15 protein-coding genes are annotated in these 17,260 nt (G+C 37.1%); 3 read left to right on the forward strand and 12 right to left on the reverse strand.

From position 1 onward, the window contains the following. Positions 1 to 24: 24 nt before the first annotated feature. The gene (locus tag BMX49_RS12920; RefSeq protein ID WP_034719463.1) at positions 25 to 1,203 is read left to right on the forward strand and encodes a thioredoxin family protein; all 1,179 of its coding nucleotides are present in this window, start codon (positions 25 to 27) and stop codon (positions 1,201 to 1,203) included. Between the two features lie 50 nt (positions 1,204 to 1,253). Here BMX49_RS12920 and BMX49_RS12925 read toward each other — a convergent pair whose 3' ends face one another. Beyond that, positions 1,254 to 2,117, reverse strand: coding sequence for a glycoside hydrolase family 25 protein (locus tag BMX49_RS12925; RefSeq protein ID WP_034719460.1), 864 nt, complete (start codon positions 2,115 to 2,117; stop codon positions 1,254 to 1,256). A gap of 138 nt (positions 2,118 to 2,255) precedes the next feature. On the opposite strand from BMX49_RS12925, the gene BMX49_RS12930 reads away from it, so the two are divergent. Continuing rightward, a complete protein-coding gene (locus tag BMX49_RS12930) occupies positions 2,256 to 3,056 on the forward strand; it encodes a hypothetical protein (protein ID WP_051803727.1) in 801 nt (266 codons plus the stop codon). Positions 3,057 to 3,059: 3 nt separating this feature from the next. Here the strand turns inward: BMX49_RS12930 and uvrC are convergent, their stop codons facing one another. Continuing rightward, entirely contained in the window at positions 3,060 to 4,853 is a 1,794-nt protein-coding gene (gene uvrC, locus BMX49_RS12935) for an excinuclease ABC subunit UvrC (protein WP_034719457.1), read from the reverse strand. Positions 4,854 to 5,176: 323 nt separating this feature from the next. Next, positions 5,177 to 6,991, reverse strand: a complete 1,815-nt coding sequence (locus tag BMX49_RS12940; RefSeq protein ID WP_034719454.1) for a hypothetical protein — start codon at positions 6,989 to 6,991, stop codon at positions 5,177 to 5,179. 193 nt (positions 6,992 to 7,184) lie between these two features. On the opposite strand from BMX49_RS12940, the gene hutH reads away from it, so the two are divergent. Next, positions 7,185 to 8,675: a histidine ammonia-lyase gene (hutH, locus tag BMX49_RS12945; protein ID WP_034719452.1), complete on the forward strand. Its 1,491-nt coding sequence runs from the start codon at positions 7,185 to 7,187 to the stop codon at positions 8,673 to 8,675. 95 nt (positions 8,676 to 8,770) lie between these two features. Here hutH and BMX49_RS12950 read toward each other — a convergent pair whose 3' ends face one another. The 9 genes from BMX49_RS12950 to BMX49_RS12990 form a co-directional block, all read right to left on the reverse strand. Next, positions 8,771 to 9,439, reverse strand: a complete 669-nt coding sequence (locus BMX49_RS12950) for a porin family protein (RefSeq protein ID WP_034721260.1) — start codon at positions 9,437 to 9,439, stop codon at positions 8,771 to 8,773. A 22-nt stretch (positions 9,440 to 9,461) separates the two neighbouring features. Beyond that, positions 9,462 to 10,334 carry a succinate--CoA ligase subunit alpha gene (gene sucD / locus BMX49_RS12955; RefSeq protein WP_034719451.1) on the reverse strand — a complete coding sequence of 291 codons (873 nt, stop codon included), beginning with the start codon at positions 10,332 to 10,334 and terminating at the stop codon, positions 9,462 to 9,464. 22 nt (positions 10,335 to 10,356) lie between these two features. Further along, positions 10,357 to 10,950 carry a hypothetical protein gene (locus BMX49_RS12960; protein ID WP_034719448.1) on the reverse strand — a complete coding sequence of 198 codons (594 nt, stop codon included), beginning with the start codon at positions 10,948 to 10,950 and terminating at the stop codon, positions 10,357 to 10,359. Positions 10,951 to 10,995: 45 nt separating this feature from the next. Beyond that, entirely contained in the window at positions 10,996 to 11,907 is a 912-nt protein-coding gene (locus BMX49_RS12965; RefSeq protein ID WP_034719447.1) for an LpxD N-terminal domain-containing protein, read from the reverse strand. Between the two features lie 16 nt (positions 11,908 to 11,923). Then, on the reverse strand, positions 11,924 to 12,487 hold the full coding sequence (gene efp, locus BMX49_RS12970) for an elongation factor P (RefSeq protein WP_034719445.1): 564 nt from the start codon (positions 12,485 to 12,487) through the stop codon (positions 11,924 to 11,926). A 64-nt stretch (positions 12,488 to 12,551) separates the two neighbouring features. Then, a complete protein-coding gene (lpxA, locus tag BMX49_RS12975; RefSeq protein ID WP_034719442.1) occupies positions 12,552 to 13,340 on the reverse strand; it encodes an acyl-ACP--UDP-N-acetylglucosamine O-acyltransferase in 789 nt (262 codons plus the stop codon). Next, on the reverse strand, positions 13,341 to 14,738 hold the full coding sequence (locus tag BMX49_RS12980; protein ID WP_034719440.1) for a bifunctional UDP-3-O-[3-hydroxymyristoyl] N-acetylglucosamine deacetylase/3-hydroxyacyl-ACP dehydratase: 1,398 nt from the start codon (positions 14,736 to 14,738) through the stop codon (positions 13,341 to 13,343). After that, positions 14,731 to 15,762 carry a UDP-3-O-(3-hydroxymyristoyl)glucosamine N-acyltransferase gene (lpxD, locus tag BMX49_RS12985; protein WP_034719438.1) on the reverse strand — a complete coding sequence of 344 codons (1,032 nt, stop codon included), beginning with the start codon at positions 15,760 to 15,762 and terminating at the stop codon, positions 14,731 to 14,733. The genes BMX49_RS12980 and lpxD overlap by 8 nt, the downstream gene beginning before the upstream one ends. 62 nt (positions 15,763 to 15,824) lie before the next feature. Further along, positions 15,825 to 17,036 carry an HD domain-containing protein gene (locus BMX49_RS12990; RefSeq protein ID WP_034719437.1) on the reverse strand — a complete coding sequence of 404 codons (1,212 nt, stop codon included), beginning with the start codon at positions 17,034 to 17,036 and terminating at the stop codon, positions 15,825 to 15,827. Positions 17,037 to 17,260 lie beyond the last annotated feature (224 nt).

Here is a 17,260-nt window from a genome sequence, read left to right on the forward strand (position 1 = left end):
GCAACTGAATAAATTTAAATAAAAATGAAGAAAATATCATTGTTAGTTGTCCTGTTTTTTAGCCTACTCTCTTTTGGGCAAGGAATGAAGTTCGAGGAAAACAAATCTTTCAAAGAACTTTTGGCCACGGCTAAAAAAGAAAACAAATTACTTTTTCTAGATGCTTACACCACTTGGTGCGGACCTTGTAAACTGATGGCGAAAAACGTTTTCCCACAAACGAATGTAGGAGAATTTTACAACGCCAACTTCGTCAATTCTAAAATTGATATGGAAAAAGGAGAAGGAATTGATATCGCTAAACTTTATAATGTGAGAGCTTATCCAACTTATCTTTTCATTAATGGAGACGGAGAATTAATTCACCGGGTTACTTCTTATTTCCCGCCGGAAGAATTCATTAACGTTGGAAAAGACGCGGTAGATCCTGCCAAACAAATGGGCGCGCTCAAGAAGAAATTTGAATCTGGTAATAAAGATCCAGAATTTTTGAAAAGCTTCATTAAGATCTTCGCTTTTGCCGATGCTGATCTGGCAACAAAGGCTGCGGCAACGTATTTCGCTGGTAAAAAAGCAGAACCGTTGGACCAAGAGGATTTCTCTATTCTTTTCGCCTTAACGAAAGACAGCAACTCGCCTCTTTACGGAGAATTCATTTCGCGCAAAGCGGAATTACTAAAAGTGATGCCTGAAGAATCTTACAATAAAACGCTGAATACCTTCAAAGCAAATGCTTTATTCAATAACTCTTACGACAAAAAAACAAAAGTTTTCGACGAACAAAAATATGTAGCGGAAGCTAAAAAAACCATGTCAGATGCCGAAGTGAAGGCTATGGTTTTAAAATCAAAAATGAGAGTTGCCGCTTTAAATAAGGATAAAAATGAATATCAAAAATTAGCTATCGAATATTATCAAGATGGAACTTCGCCCCAATTTACCTCAGATGAATTGAATTCTATTTCCTGGAACTTTTTCGAAAACGCAACTGATAAAGGGAATTTAGAGAAAGCTTTACTTTGGGTAAAACAATCCGTGAAATTGGCGGCGGGTTATGCAAATACAGATACCGTTGCAAATCTCTATTTCAAGTTAGGCGATAAAGCCAACGCTAAAATTTGGGCAATGAAAGCTATTGAATTAGCCAAAAAAGAAGGTGAAGATTACGCAGAAACGCAAATTTTATTGGATAAAGTTAGCTAATCAATTATATTAAATAGAAGAAAGGATGCCGACAAGCATCCTTTTTTTTGTCAGTCTAAAGTCAGCCTTTTTAATGACCAAAGATTTCCATTAAATACGTTTAAATCAACTTTGGTATTAATTCCATAAACGATTCCATTTTCGGTGAACTGCCAGATCTTCCAATCGGTATCTGGCGCTGGTTGCGGAACGTCATTGTAGTTGGCCAACCAAAGCGGATACTCATCAAACTCGCCTTTCAGAAAATCTTTATGGTAATAGTAATAGGTGTAAATAATCGGTTTCACACCATAAGCTTCTTCCACAATTTTGCACCAAATCTTTAAATCTTCAATTAATTTTTGCGTCGATTTTCTCTTGGGAATTTTTTCAATATCTAAAATAGGTGGTAAATCGCCAGATTCTAATTTTACGTTGGCCAGGAAATTATTGGCTTGCAATACAGGATCTTCATCAGCTCTATAAAAATGATAAGCGCCGCGTACCAGGTTGTGTTTTTTGGAAAGGGTCCAGAATTCATCAAAGTGCTTATCTGCAGATTTATTGCCCATGGTTGCCCGAAGAACGACAAACTCAATAGGAATTGTTCGATGACCAATACTTAAACTGTCCCAATCGATATCTTCTTTTCGTTGGTAATGAGAAACGTCTAGCCCGAAAGTTTTATCGGCATAATCGCCAATAATACGATTAATTCTATTTTCCTCCCTTTCGGAATTCGAGAGTTTTTTATGCTCGAACTTGTTGAAATACATGGCGTAATAAAAAGAGATTTTTTGTTTTAAATAGAAGCCCGTTCCTACTAAAGTCAAAGCTAAAAACAGCAAAAGAATTTCCCGGCGCAAAAGAAAATGTCTCTTGCGTTTTTTATGAATTTTTCGGGTGTTTTTTCTCTTAACAGTTCTTTTGGTCATCAGCCTGCAAAAATAGATTTTTTCCCGACAGAAAGCGACGAAAATTCACACCACTAAATATGAAAAATAGATTATTCAATTAGCGATAAGGTTAAAAATAATTTAGAAAATTTCATAACTTCACTCCAAATTAAATTTATGAAAAAGATTCTGCAGCTTTCGTCCTTGCTTTTTATCACTTTCTACTTCGCACAACAAGTTTCTGATTATCAATATATTTATGTTCCAGAAAAATTCAATGATAAAGGTGTTAATAAGTATGGCTTGAATGAACTCCTTCAACTCAAACTGAAACAAAAGAAATATACTGTTTTGCCCGAAAACAAAGAAAATTGGCCACCTGAGCTCGCTCAAAATCCTTGTGAGGTGCTCACGGCAAATCTATCGGACACCAGTAACATGTTCAAGAATAGGCTTATCCTTGAGTTTAAAGATTGTCAAAATAAATCCCTTTTAATTTTAGAAGGAAAATCTTCCATCAAAGAATTTGAACCTGGAATGCGAGCTGCTCTGGAGGATGCTGGAAAAAATCTCCCGATGTCAATGCCTGTGGAAAAACAATTCGCAGTGATTCTAAGAGAAAATAACAACAATTCTGAACCTGTAAAAAAAGAGGTAGTAGTTATCACAGAAAAGAGCACTGCTCAAGTAGTTCCTGCGCCCAAAACACAAGCTACCGCAGATCAAAAAGCAGAAGTATACAGCAATGGTTCAGTAACATTCAATCGAATTTTTCTGGCCAACGGAGAATTTATTTTAGTCAATCCGAATAACTCTGTTCCCTACGCAACTTTTAAACCTTCTACTAAAAAAGAGGTTTATAGAGTTCAACTGGCTGATGGAACTGCGACGATTGGTTATCTAGAAGAAGGAAATATCGTACTTGAATTAGCTAATTCTGATGGAAGTTTCCGAAAAGAAATTTTATCAAGAAAGTAAAATCTAATTCGGATTAAAATATTCCCAAACTACTTTTCCTTTCGATTTCCCCAAGATTTCTTCTAAGGTTTCTAAATTCGATTCTTTAACCCTTTTCACCGATTTTAGTTTTTGAAGCAACAGTTCAACGGTCTTTTCTCCCACGCCAGGAATTACGTCAAGTTCAGACTTAATGGTTGAATTTGTTCGTCGTGTACGATGATGCTTGACGCCAAAACGGTGTGATTCATCCCGAACTCTTTGCAGAATCTTCAATGTTTCCGATTTTTTATCAAGGTATAAAGGAATCGAATCTTCAGGAAAATAAATTTCTTCCAGACGTTTTGCAATTCCGATAATGGTAATTTTGCCGTACAAACCGAGCAACTTTAAACTTTTCACAGCGGAAGATAATTGCCCCTTCCCACCATCAATCAAAATCAGTTGTGGTAAAGGCTCAGCTTCATCCAACAATCTTTTGTAACGACGATAAATCACTTCTTCCATCGTTTTATAATCATCGGGACCGACAACTGTTTTGGGATGGAAAATTCGGTAATCTCCTTTACTCGGTTTTCCATCTTTAAAAACGACACACGCTGAAACCGGATTGGTGCCCTGAATGTTGGAGTTATCAAAACCTTCGATATGTCGAGGCTCGACGGGCATGTGCAACAGCTTTTGCATTTCTGCCATGATGCGATTCGTATGTCTTTCGGGATCGACAATCTGAACTTGCTTCAATTTTTCAACCCGATATTCTTTGGCGTTTTTTTCAGAAAGTTCAACGATTCTTTTCTTGTCGCCGACTTTAGGAACAATCAGTTTTACATTAGGAATTTCCAAGGTTAAATGAAATGGAATTAAAATCTCTTTTGACTCAGAATTAAATTTCTGACGAATTTCAATCATGGCTTCTTCCAAGATATCTTCATCAGATTCTTCCAGAATTTTCTTTATTTCGGTGGTGAAACTTTGGATGATATTTCCATTCTGAATTTTGAAATAATTAATGTAAGCCGCAGTTTCATCGCTGGTCATTCCGAAAACATCCACATCATCAATATTCGGATTTACAACCGTATGCTTGTGCTGATAATTTTCTAAAGCGTCGATTCGCTCCTTGACCGCCTGAGCATTCTCAAACTCTAAATTTTCGGCAAAAGCTTTCATCTGATTGATCAAATATTCTTTAGCTGTTCGGAAATCACCTTTGATAATTCCACGGATGGCTTCAATCTTCCGATCGTAGCTTTCTTTCATTTCCAGCATTTCGCAGGGACCTTCACAATTTTTAATGTGATATTCCAGACAAACTTTATACTTTCCTTCCGCAATTTTTTTCGGTGCAAGATTCAGATTGCACGTTCTAATTTTATAAAGATGTTTAATGGTATCCAGCAAAACCTTTGCAGGACGAACTTTTGCATAGGGTCCAAAATATTCAGAACCGTCTTTTATTTTGGTTCTGGTTAAAAAGATCCGCGGAAAGTCTTCATTTTTAATGCAGATCCAAGGATAGGTTTTGTCATCTTTGAGCATGACATTATAAAATGGCTGATGCTCTTTAATCAAATTATTCTCCAGCAAAAGCGCATCGTATTCACTATTTACAACGGTCGTTTCAAGGCGGAAAATTTTGGCCACCATAATTCGGGTTCGATAGCCCGCCTGGTTTTTATTGAAATAAGAAAGAACCCTGTTTTTTAAATTCTTCGCCTTACCAACGTATAATAAATTCCCATTTTTATCATAATATCGATAAACTCCAGGATAGGTCGGCAAAGTTTTAAGTTGAAGTTCGAGGTCAGCATTCATGCTACAAAAATAGGGATTTGGTTTGAAAAAAAGAACTGCTAAAAATAAAACCAATCTGCCGAAAATAGACAGACTGGTTTAATATAATGTCTCCAATGAGAATATAATACTAGAAATTTCTAACGCAATGTGAGCAAAGAAATTTTCAAACTTCAAGTGACATTTAGTACGCAAAGGCATTTCATTCAGCCATGGCCAACTGCTAAATTAAACAATCCCTCTGCTAAGCGTAGCGGCTTTGCGACCAAGTGCAACCGTAAAATGCAAAACATTGCGACCATTTCGTTAAAAAACACGCTGATTTACGCATCTTTTTAAAGATTTTATGCTTTCACGTTCTCTGGAATTTCAATATCACTAATTGAACTTTTGTAATCTGCCAATTGAACTTGAACCACCTTCAAATTATTCTTAAAGAAAGAGGTTTCTGCAAATAACTGCTCGTAATAATTGACGCCTTCAATTAAATTGCTTTTAAACGTTCTCCATTTTTTGGATTGCGCATTAGTAAAACCGTCGGAAAATTCTTCGATTTCATTTTTCAGATGATCCACATACATCTTCAATTCATTAACGAAAATATTTGGGCGTTCATTAACATGCATTACATTTTCGTTTCCGTAGATATGTTTAACCATCGTAGAAAGCGAAACTTCTTTGTCGAAATACGCCAGGTTAGGACCTGGACAAACCACTACTCCTTGCTTTTCTCCTTTCACTGGAATTTCACTTTCGAGATAAGATGAGTTCACTAAACCGACACAAAGACACGATTTTTCCTGAATTTTATTTTTTCTTTTATCGTATTCCTTCAAAGTTATTTCCTCTTTCACTTCTTCTAAATCATTCAGTTTTACTGTTTGATATTTTCGGGAAGCCGTACAAATTCCTTCTGGCGAAAACTCTTTACTCAAGGCCAAATATTTTTTCGGACAAGAACTTCCGGCGCGATCTCTATTAATTTTATCCTGTTTGAAAAACTCATTCGTGCTTCCTTTAACGGTGTTAAAAGGAATTCCGAGCGGCGAAATATTGCTTAAATAGAAATCCTCTTCTTTTGATTTAGATAATAATTCACGCGTTTCTTTATCCACAGAAGTCGCTTCAGGAACCAATAGAAACGGGGAACCCCAACCGATGCTGTCGACTTTATAATTCTCTAGTAAGAACTCATGCTCTTCTGCAGTTCCTACTCCACCTTGCACGGTAATTTTCATTTCTAAAGGTTCTGCTGGAACAGGAATTTCCTTTTGAGTTAAAGCATTTACCATCAATTCATGAGCAGACGAAATGAGATCATTTTTCTTTTGTTTGAATTCTTCCATGATTGGTCCGAGCAATAAACCATCGGTGGCGAAGGCGTGACCGCCACAATTCAAACCAGATTCTACGCGGTATTCTGAAACCCAAAGTCCTTTTTTAGCTAAGAAATTTCCCTGAATCATGGCAGATCGAAAATCACTTACTTTCAAAATGATTTTCTTTTTTAATTCTCCTTTTTCATTTGGAAAGAAATCTGGGAAAGATTCAAAATAACTGTACAATCTCGGATTCATGCCGGCAGAAAGTACGATCGAAGAAGACAATTTACTGTTGGCAAACCCTCTCAACGAAACGTGCGCATCATTAAACATCACTGGCAACTGTTCGCCTTTTACGAAGTTATCCTTATCTACTTTAGTCATGACATTCACGTCGATACTTCCTGGTGAAAGATGACTTTCTAAAAAGTTCCGGACGTTTTCGGTAAAGTTTTCTTTTTGGTCAGCCAAGTTTTCCAATCCTTTTTTTAGATCAGATTTGTTAGGAAGCATTTCGATATACTCATTCAAGGCCTCTTTGCTTTTGCTTAACTCTTGTTTAAAGTTTTCAAACTTTACATTAACCACGTCGTGTACCATATCAAGATACGCCGTAATTCGTTTGGCGCGGTAATCCTCAATTTTGTTAGAAATCTCGGTGTAGCTGAAATTGTTTCTTTTGTGATACAGACTGTTCATCTTCTCGATAATCTCATCGTCGATAATTGAAATCACCGATGAAATTCCGTATTGCGCAACTCTGATCGGGCTGTCGATTGTATAAGCCAATCCCATTACTGGAATGTGAAAATTGTGTGCAGGCTTTTTATTGTTCATATTTTGTAAAGGTCTCTATGTTAATAAGAAAATTATAAATAACGATCAAAATTATAATTAAATTTTTAATTATGTATAGAATACAATTCAAATTACATAAAATATATAATGACTTTTGTCAGGAAATAAAAAACATTCTGATCTGTGGCGGCAATTTCTTTAAAAGCCGTAATTTTAAGCAAATTCTTATTTCATGAAAATATACGGAGTCGATACTTTTTCTATCAAAGACATCATGGCGATTTTAAAAAATCCTTCCAACGCAAAACTCAATAAAGAAGCCAAGGAAAGGATTCTGAAATCTCAGAAAAACGTGCAACAAATTGTAGCTTCTGACCGAACAGTTTACGGAATCAACACGGGTTTTGGACCTCTTTGCGATGTCAAAATATCAGAAGCTGAGACGGCTTTACTTCAACATAACTTGATTATCTCTCACGCTGTGGGAGTCGGCAAACCCATTGCGAAAGAATATTCTAAAGTAATGATGATTGCGAAAATTCATGCAATTTCAAAAGGGTTTTCAGGCGTTTCTCTGGAATTGATTGAACGATTAATTTTGATGCTCGAAAAAGACATTATTCCGGTCGTGCCAGAACAAGGTTCGGTTGGTGCTTCGGGAGATCTAGCTCCGTTGGCTCACTTAGTTTTACCTCTTTTAGGTTTGGGAAAAGTTTGGCAGGACGATGAGATTCAGGAAAGTGCAAAAGTTTTACAAAAGCATGGTTTAAAACCTTTACAATTAGGTCCGAAAGAAGGTTTGGGTTTAATTAATGGAACCCAGTTTATTTTGGCTCATTCGATTTTAGGATTAAATAAATTTAAATATGTACTCGATCTAGCCGACTTAACTGCAGCCGTCAGTTTAGAAGCGTATCGAGGTTCAGCTAGCCCATTCAAAAAAGAACTTCATGATATTCGTCCGTTTGATGGCAGCCGAAAAGTAGCCTCGAGAATGCGGAAATTTTTGAAAGATTCTGAAAACTTAAAGAGCCATGAATATTGCGATCGCGTGCAGGATCCGTATTCGATGCGGTGTGTACCGCAAGTTCACGGTGCTAGTAGAAATGCCTATGAACATTTAAAACATTTAACAGAAACGGAACTGAATTCAGTGACCGATAATCCGATTATATTGAGCGCTGAAGAATCGATTTCTGGTGGAAACTTCCACGGACAATTATTGGCTTTACCATTAGACTATGCAACACTTGCTGTTGCAGAATTAGGAAACATTTCAGACCGCAGAAGCTATCTTTTATTAGAAGGAAAATATGGTTTACCAAGATTGTTGACGGAAAGTTCAGGATTAAATTCTGGCTTTATGATTCCGCAATATACCTCGGCAGCTTTGGTTACGGAAAATAAAACGTTGTGTTTCCCGGCGTCGGCAGATTCAATTCCGACGAGTTTGGGACAGGAAGATCATGTTTCGATGGGAAGTATTTCAGGTCGAAAATTCAATCAGGTTTTAGGGAATTTAGAAAATATTCTTTCGGTTGAATTGATGTTTGGCGCACAAGGATTAGAATTTAGACGTCCGGCAAAATGTTCCAAATATGTTGAAAACGCCTATTCTTTAATCCGAACTAGAGTTGCGAAACTGGAAGAAGATCGCTTGATCGGTGAAGATATGTTGGCGATTGCAGACTTGATTAGAGAACGGAAATTTAAAGTGAATTAATCTTAAATAGTACTTTTGTAAAATCATTACAAGTTTATCTCAAAAAAAATTCCATCAAAATTAATTGATGGAATTTTAGTATTATTGAAAAATAATTATTCAAAAATATAACTGAGTCCGACACTTAAGACCTGCTCCGATTTCTTCTTCGCAATATTAGGATCAGTTCCTGGCTCATTCATTAAACCTTTGTAGGTATTGCTTAATCCAAAATCATATCGTACCGCAAGCTCAAGCTTTCTTTGATAAGAATAGCCGATACCCAAACCTACGCCGAAGTTGAAACTGCTTGCTTTTCCGTTGACTCCTGGATAAGCAGATAATTCGTCAACAGCGTAATAAGCTTTGCTCGGATTGGTCACTTTTTGGTCAATCAAAAAACTGAATCTTGGTCCTGCCATTCCAAAAAATTCTGATTCTGCTTCTGAGAAAAATCCTTTAAAATAAATCGGAACGCTGATATAATTATTGGCGTAAACCGCATCGTAACCAAGAGTTCCTTTTGCATTTTTATCTTTCCCAGATTCACCAGCCCCGAAATACTCAACTTGTGGTTGAATATAAAACTGGTCATTGTTATCAACCGGAATTAAAGCAAGCACTCCGCCATAAGCAGAAATCCTTGGTCCAGAAGGATTGTGAGCATTACTTACCCGAGAATAAGTACCACCTGCGGTGATCCCAAATCTCGTGCTGCTGAAATCAATTTGCGCCGAAATGAGCACGGCGGACAAAAGTGCTGAGCTTACCAATAATTTTCCCATAGTCATTTGTGTTTTTTGTGTTTTATCCTAGAACTTTGGCAACGGTAGCACCAATCTCAGCTGGTGAATCTACTACGTTGATTCCGTTTTCTCTCATAATCGCCATCTTAGCTTGAGCAGTATCGTCGTCACCACCAACAATTGCACCTGCGTGACCCATTGTTCTACCTTTTGGCGCAGTTTGGCCAGCGATAAATCCAACAACTGGTTTTTTCGACCCACTTTCTTTATACCATCTTGCAGCTTCAGCTTCTAAATTACCACCGATTTCGCCGATCATTACTACTGCTTCAGTTTCTGGATCGTTGATGAATAATTCTAAAGCTTCTTTCGTAGTTGTTCCAATAATTGGATCACCACCAATACCGATCGCCGTAGAAACTCCGTAACCTGCTTTCACCACTTGGTCAGCAGCTTCATAAGTTAAAGTTCCTGATTTAGAAACGATTCCAACTTTACCTTTTTTGAATACAAACCCTGGCATAATACCAATTTTAGCTTCATCTGGTGTGATAATTCCGGGGCAGTTAGGTCCGATCAATCTGCTATCTTTGTCAGCAAGGTATGCCTTCACTTTCACCATATCATTTATCGGAATTCCTTCCGTAATACAAACGATTACTTTAATTCCAGCTTCTGCAGCTTCCATAATTGCGTCTGCGGCAAATGCTGGTGGAACGAAAATAATGCTTACGTTGGCTCCAGCTTTTTCCACTGCATCGGCAACGGTATTGAAGACTGGTTTTCCTAAATGCTCAGAACCTCCTTTTCCTGGAGTAACGCCACCTACGACATCTGTTCCGTATTCGATCATTTGACTCGCATGGAAAGTTCCTTCATTTCCGGTAAATCCTTGTACGATTACTTTAGAATCTTTGTTTACTAATACTGACATTTGTTATTTATTTAAATTTATTTTAATTACTTTTTAACTTAAGTTCTTCATATTTCAAAAGGATGGATAACATGCCTTCATCAAATATGGCTGCTTCTTTCCCTGCATCTATCACAGCTACCATCGAAGGTTCATCTTTGAAAAATTCTTTTAATTTTTTCTTTGGGATGCCCGTGAAATAAATAAATCCAATCCCTTTATTTGACTTCTTATTGTAGAGAAAATCATTGCTATTTTCACCACCACCCAAATTGGTTGAGTAGTAATTGCGATACCATTCTAAAACTTCTCCATCATAAATCCTTTCCAAAAGACTTTTTTTGTCCTCAGATTTGTTTATGAAATGTCTCATTTTCCCATTCAAGTCGACAAATGAAAGTTCTTTAATTTTAGAAGCTTCCATTTTACTTTTCTTCTCGTTTTCCCCGATAATTTTTACTTTTTCGTTGAAACTTGATCCATAGATAAGAGTAGGAGCAAATAAATTTACCTGTACAATCATTTTAGTATTCAGCGTATCATTCTCTTGAGTAATGATTTTCACATCGACTGTTTTAGTCTGTGAGAAACAAAAAGAGGTAAAGAACACAAGGAAAATAGAGAGATATTTTTTCATATTAAAAATTAAGATGGGTAAAATTAATGTTTTTAAATGATTTCATTATTTCGATTTACTCAAATCTCTGAGGGTAATATCTTTCCTTAAATACTGCTTAAACTCTTCAGCGAGCTGTCCGAAATAGACTCCTTTTTTCAAATCTCTGTTGGCACCACATTTTGCTAAAAGTACCGTTCCGCTTTCGATGCGAACACCAGAAGCCATGCCGACCTGTCCCCAAATCGTCACTTCATCTTCAATGTTGCAACAGCCGGCAATTCCGGTTTGGGAAGCAATCAGACATCTTTTTCCAATCACCGTATCGTGACCGATTTGGATCTGATTATCTAAAACAGAACCTTCGCCAATGATGGTAGAATCTGTAACTCCACGATCAATCGTGCAGCCGTTTCCAATTTGCACGTTATTTTCAATGATGACATTTCCGACTGATATTAAACGGTCATAGTTACCCTCAAGCTTTCTGTAATAAAAGGCATCGCCACCCAAAACAGTGTTAGATTGAATAATGACATTATCACCAATTACGGTTCTATCACCGATAACAACATTAGGAAATATGATGCAATCATTACCAATCTTTACGTTGTTTCCAATGACTACCGAAGAATGAATTTGCGTTCGCTCTCCTACTTCCAACTCGTGCAGCGTTTCACCAAAATTAGTAATCTTGGTAAAATGTGTATTGATTTTATTAAAATCCCTGAAAGGATCGTCGGAAACGAGCAATGCTTTTCCAGGTGGACAATCAACTTCTTTATCAATCAGAATTATAGTCGCCGCCGAATTAAGGGCTTTGTCGTAATATTTTGGATGATTTACAAAAACTATTTCACCACTTTTCACCCGATGAATTTCATTGGTTCCTAAGACCGGAAAATTTTCGTCGCCAATCATTTTAGCGCCGATAATTTCTGAAATAGATTTAAGAGTTTGTGGTTTTGTAAAAGTCATCTCTTTATTTAGTCAATTATTTTACTCTTTCTAAGTAAGAACCGTCTTCAGTATTTACTTTAATTTTATCACCAGCTTCGATGAACAAAGGAACCATTACTCGCGCTCCTGTTTCTACGATCGCATTTTTAAGGGCGTTAGTTGCTGTATTTCCTTTCACTCCTGGGTCTGCTTCTGTAACTTCTAAATAAACCGTTGGTGGGATTTCCGCGGATAAAGGTGATTCATCCTCGTCTTTTAAAATGATGGTTACTTCCTCGCCAGCCTTCATAAACTGAGCGTTTTCAATCATATCTTTATCAAGATAGATTTGCGAAAAATCATCATTATTCATAAAGTGATAACCATTATCGTCTTCATATAAATATTGAAATTTTCTGGTAATCACTTTAACCTCATCGATTTTGTGACCTGCAGAAAATGTATTGTCTAGAACTTTACCGTTGGTAACTGATTTCATTTTAGTTCGTACGAAAGCCGGACCTTTACCTGGTTTAACGTGCATAAATTCAATGACTTTAAATATATCATTGCTAAATTCGATACACATTCCTTTTTTAATATCGTTGCTTGTTGCCATTTATTTTGATAGTTGATAGTTGATAGTTGAAAATTAATTTCTACTCGTTATTTTTTTAATTTATTTATTCTTTTCCTCGGCCGTAACCTTTAACAATTCCGCTCGGAGAATTTTTAATGAATTCTAAAATTTCATCGCGTTCTGCCGTTGGAAGCATTTCTTTTTCGATATAACTCGCGGCCCGGGAAACGTTCATTTTCATTTGAAAAATAGCGCGGTAAATTTTTTGAATTTCGAAGATTTTCTCATTACTGAAACCTCTTCTTCTTAGTCCAACTGAATTGATTCCCGCGTACGAAATAGGATCTCGACCTACTTTTACATAAGGCGGAACATCTTTTCTAATTAAGGAGCCGCCAGCAATCATAGCATGTTTTCCAATTTTACCAAACTGTTGAACTGCTGAAAGTCCGCCCATCACTACCCAATCGCCAATTTCTACATGACCGGCAATGCCGCATCCGTTTGCGATAATTACGTTGTCTCCTAATATGCAATCGTGAGCAACGTGAGAAGTCGCCATAATTAAACAATCTTTTCCAATCTTGGTAAAACCTAGTGCTTTTGTGCCACGGTTTACGGTAACACATTCTCTCAACGTGGTTCCATCGCCGATGATTGCCTGAGTATCTTCGCCGTCAAATTTTAAATCTTGCGGAATTGCAGAAATTACAGTTCCTGGGAAAATCCGACAATTTTTTCCGATTCTGGCTCCATCCATGATGGTCACATTGGACCCAATCCAAGAACCTTCTCCAATTTCTACATCACCTGCAATCGTGGTAAATGGCTCGATGGTAACGTTTCTGCTAATCTTTGCACGCTTATCTACGGCAGCTAATTGATGAATCATTTATTCCGGTTTATTTTTTGCCACCTGCGCCATCAATTCTGCTTCAACTACAACGCTGTCGCCGACATAACCGTACCCTTGCATGTGAACGATTCCTCTCCTGATAGGTGATATCAATTCAATTTTGAAAACCATGGTATCTCCTGGAACTACTTTTTTCTTAAACTTTACTTTATCCATTTTAATAAAGTAAGTTGAGTAATTTTCAGGATCTGGAACGCTCGCCAAGACGAGAATTCCTCCAGTTTGTGCCAAAGCTTCTACTTGTAAAACACCAGGCATTACCGGTTCTTTCGGAAAATGTCCCACGAAAAAGGGTTCGTTCATGGTCACATTTTTCAATCCGACAACATGCGTTTCAGATAGTTCTAAAATTTTATCAATCAATAAAAATGGAGGTCTGTGAGGCATTAACCTCATAATTCCATTAATATCATACACGGGTTCTTTATAAATATCAATGTCCGGAACATTTTTCTTTTTCTGTAATTTCCACTGTCTGTTTAATTTCTTCGCAAACTGCGTATTTACAAAATGTCCAGGTTTATTGGCAATAACTTTTCCTTTAATTTTAACACCAACCAAAGCCAAATCACCGATTACATCTAGTAATTTATGACGAGCCGCTTCATTGGGATAATTTAAAGTAAGGTTGTCTAAAATTCCATTCGGGCGAATAGAAACCTCATCTTTACCAAAGGCTTTCTTCAATTTGTCTGCAATTTCCGGCGTCAATTCTTTGTCAACGTAAACGATGGCATTTGAAATGTCGCCACCTTTTATTAAACCCGCATCCAAAAGCATTTCTAACTCATGTAGAAAACTGAAAGTACGCGCGGCGGAGATCTCGGTTTTAAATTCTGAAATATCTTTTAAAGTAGCATTTTGAGTTCCTAAAACTTTAGTGCCAAAATCAACCATCGTGGTCACTTCATAAGTATCCGATGGAATAATTGTAATTTCTGAACCCGTGGCAGGATCACTGTAGCTGAGGACTTCTTTTACGATCAAATATTCTCTGACCGCTTCTTGTTGCTTAATTCCAGCCTTTTCAATGGCTTCTACGAAAAATTTAGAAGAACCATCCAAAATTGGCGGTTCTGCACTGTCCATTTCCAAGATGGCATTATCAATATCGCATCCTACCAGAGCGGCAAGCAAATGCTCGCACGTATGAATTCTGACTCCCAATTTTTCCAGAGTTGTACCTCTTTCAGTGGTTGTTACATAATTCACATCGGCCTCAATGTGCGGACTTCCCTCCAAATCCGTTCTTACGAAAACGAAACCTGTATTTTCTTTGGCAGGTTTCATGGTTAAGGTTACTTCGCGACCAGTATGCAGTCCGATGCCAGAAAGAGAAATCTCTTCTTTTAAAGTTTTTTGTTTATCACTCATTAGTTTTATCTTTTGAGTTGGTCTCAAGAGTATTTATTCGTTTAACAATATCAGCAAAATTTCTAAAGTGTACATAATTTCTACGGTAATCACTTGCATTTATAGCAGGTGAGCCGTACAGAATCTCGCCGTCTTTGGTGCTGGAGTTGACCCCGCTTTGTGCCTGAACTTTTACTTGATTTCCGATTTTAATATGACCAACAATTCCGACTTGACCACCGATTTGATTCCAGTCGCCAATGACCGTTGATCCCGCTATTCCTGTTTGGGCAGCAATTACATTATGTTCTCCAATTTTCACGTTGTGCGCGATCTGGATTAAGTTATCGATTTTGGTTCCTTTTCCGATGACGGTTGACCCTATGGTTCCACGGTCAATACAACAGTTAGATCCGATTTCGACATTATCTTCAAGAATAACATTACCTAATTGTGGAATTTTTTGAAAGCCATCTTTGGTCGGTTGAAAACCAAAACCATCAGACCCAATAACCGTATTGGAATGCACGATGCAGTTGTCGCCAATGACGCAATAATCGTAAATTCTAACGCCACTATATAGAACGCAGTTCTTACCAATCTTCACATTTTTACCGATAAAAACCTGTGGATAAATTTGAGATCCATCACCGATTTTTACCTTTTCAGATACACAGGTAAAAGCTCCCACATAAACATTTTCGCCTACCGTGGCAGATTCATGAAAAACAGCTCCGTCTTCGATTCCAGATTTTCGACCTTGCATTTCTTGGTACAGATTCATTAAAACCTGAAAAGCTAAATAAGCATCTTCTACCGCAATAATAGTAGGCCGATAAGATTTTTCGGATAAAAGTTTTTCTGAAACAATAAGGACTGAACATTTCGACTCATCGATATGCTCTGCAAATCTTTGTTGAGCAACGAAAGAAAGATGTCCCGTTTCGCCACTTTCTATGGGCGAAACTCCTGTGATTAGCGCGTGCTCATCTCCTATGATTCTTCCGTTAATAAAATTTGCAATCTGCGATGCGGTAAACTCCATATCTGGCAAAGATAACAAATTCCCAAATACGCCAAATCATTTAGGCTACAAAAAAAACGGCTTTAGATTTCCCGTGGGAATGATAAAATGTACTTAGTATTTGGTTGATTGATAAAGGAAGAAAGAATTTGATTCTCCGAATGATCGAGCGTGATTTTGCCCCCGTTTTTTTGAAGCAGATAAATTGGTTGTTCCTCGGCATTGTAAGGAAGGAGATCGCGGGAGATTTGATCGACCAGTTCAGACCCAATATCGACACCAAATTTCAGATTTGTTTTAGCGATTTTATCTTGGATAAATTCCGAATCAAATGGTTTTGATGAAATGATTGTTTTAGGGAACTGCCTTTGAATAACGCACGTACATAAATAGCATAAAATCACATCTTCACTTTTTGTCCAGAATTTTATGGCTTGAATAACATCGTTATCATCTAACTCTGTAAATCTTTGAATATCTTCTTCAGTCGCTTTTTCAAATTCATTCTTATGTAAGAAATAAGACAGGTTTTCGGAGGCAGGAAGAACTTTTCCTGTAGAAACCAGATATTTTGCACGACCTAAAATTTTAACCAACAGATATTCTGCAATTGCAGAAGTCTTATGATAATAGACTTGCCAGTACATGAACATTCTTGCAGTCAGGAAATTTTCGATGGAGTAAATTCCTTTGGCATCAATCACTAATTCATCTTCAGAAACATTCATCATGGAAATGATCCGCTGGGTGTTGACGTTTCCTTCAACAACTCCAGTGTAGAAACTATCGCGTTTTAAATAATCCAGGCGATCGACATCTAACTGAGAGGAAATTAATTGATTGAAGAATTTCCGTTCGTAATTTCCTTTAAACATTTCTATCGCCATTGAAAGTTGACCGTCAAATTCTTCATTCATTTTGTTCATCAACAAAAGCGATAATTTTTCATGATGCCAGTCATGCATCAACATATTTTCTAAAGCATGAGAAAATGGACCGTGACCAATATCGTGAAGCAAAATTGCCAACATTGCTGCTTTCTCCTCTTCTTTAGAAATCTGTGTCCCTTTTAGTTTCAAAGTTTCCAAAGCGGTGAACATTAAATGCATCGCTCCTAACGCATGATGAAATCTGGTATGCGTCGCTCCAGGAAAAATTAAATTTAACAAACCTGTTTGCGAGATTCGCCTTAATCTTTGAAAATAGGGATGTTCGATGACATCAAAAAGAATTTCGTGCGGAATGCTGATAAATCCATGGACAGGATCGTTGATGATTTTAAATTTATTAGTCATAGGATAATCTTCGAGATCACAAATTTACAATTTAGTTTTACGGTATAGGTTGCGAGCGAATTTTACCAAGCGCTCATTTTTATTCATTCTATTTAAATTTAACGGAACTTTAACTTGACCTTACAGAAAAGTTGGCAGTTTTTGGTTGTATTTTTGATGACGCTAAAATTATCAAACATCGAGTATTAATCGATAGTTTCATAGTTTAGCAATAAACCTTAAAC

Source organism: Kaistella antarctica (assembly GCF_900109615.1).
In the GTDB taxonomy this organism is placed as follows: Bacteria; Bacteroidota; Bacteroidia; order Flavobacteriales; family Weeksellaceae; genus Kaistella; species Kaistella antarctica.

Bases quoted from the DNA above. Each gene is read 5' to 3' on its own strand.
- hutH (WP_034719452.1), top strand. From the start codon at position 7,185: ATGAAAATATACGGAGTCGATACTTTTTCTATCAAAGACATCATGGCG.
- lpxD (WP_034719438.1), bottom strand. From the start codon at position 15,762: ATGGAGTTTACCGCATCGCAGATTGCAAATTTTATTAACGGAAGAATC.
- sucD (WP_034719451.1), bottom strand. From the start codon at position 10,334: ATGTCAGTATTAGTAAACAAAGATTCTAAAGTAATCGTACAAGGATTT.
- BMX49_RS12920 (WP_034719463.1), top strand. From the start codon at position 25: ATGAAGAAAATATCATTGTTAGTTGTCCTGTTTTTTAGCCTACTCTCT.
- BMX49_RS12950 (WP_034721260.1), bottom strand. From the start codon at position 9,439: ATGGGAAAATTATTGGTAAGCTCAGCACTTTTGTCCGCCGTGCTCATT.
- BMX49_RS12990 (WP_034719437.1), bottom strand. From the start codon at position 17,036: ATGACTAATAAATTTAAAATCATCAACGATCCTGTCCATGGATTTATC.
- BMX49_RS12960 (WP_034719448.1), bottom strand. From the start codon at position 10,950: ATGAAAAAATATCTCTCTATTTTCCTTGTGTTCTTTACCTCTTTTTGT.
- BMX49_RS12940 (WP_034719454.1), bottom strand. From the start codon at position 6,991: ATGAACAATAAAAAGCCTGCACACAATTTTCACATTCCAGTAATGGGA.
- lpxA (WP_034719442.1), bottom strand. From the start codon at position 13,340: ATGATTCATCAATTAGCTGCCGTAGATAAGCGTGCAAAGATTAGCAGA.
- BMX49_RS12980 (WP_034719440.1), bottom strand. From the start codon at position 14,738: ATGAGTGATAAACAAAAAACTTTAAAAGAAGAGATTTCTCTTTCTGGC.
- BMX49_RS12930 (WP_051803727.1), top strand. From the start codon at position 2,256: ATGAAAAAGATTCTGCAGCTTTCGTCCTTGCTTTTTATCACTTTCTAC.
- efp (WP_034719445.1), bottom strand. From the start codon at position 12,487: ATGGCAACAAGCAACGATATTAAAAAAGGAATGTGTATCGAATTTAGC.
- BMX49_RS12965 (WP_034719447.1), bottom strand. From the start codon at position 11,907: ATGACTTTTACAAAACCACAAACTCTTAAATCTATTTCAGAAATTATC.
- uvrC (WP_034719457.1), bottom strand. From the start codon at position 4,853: ATGAATGCTGACCTCGAACTTCAACTTAAAACTTTGCCGACCTATCCT.
- BMX49_RS12925 (WP_034719460.1), bottom strand. From the start codon at position 2,117: ATGACCAAAAGAACTGTTAAGAGAAAAAACACCCGAAAAATTCATAAA.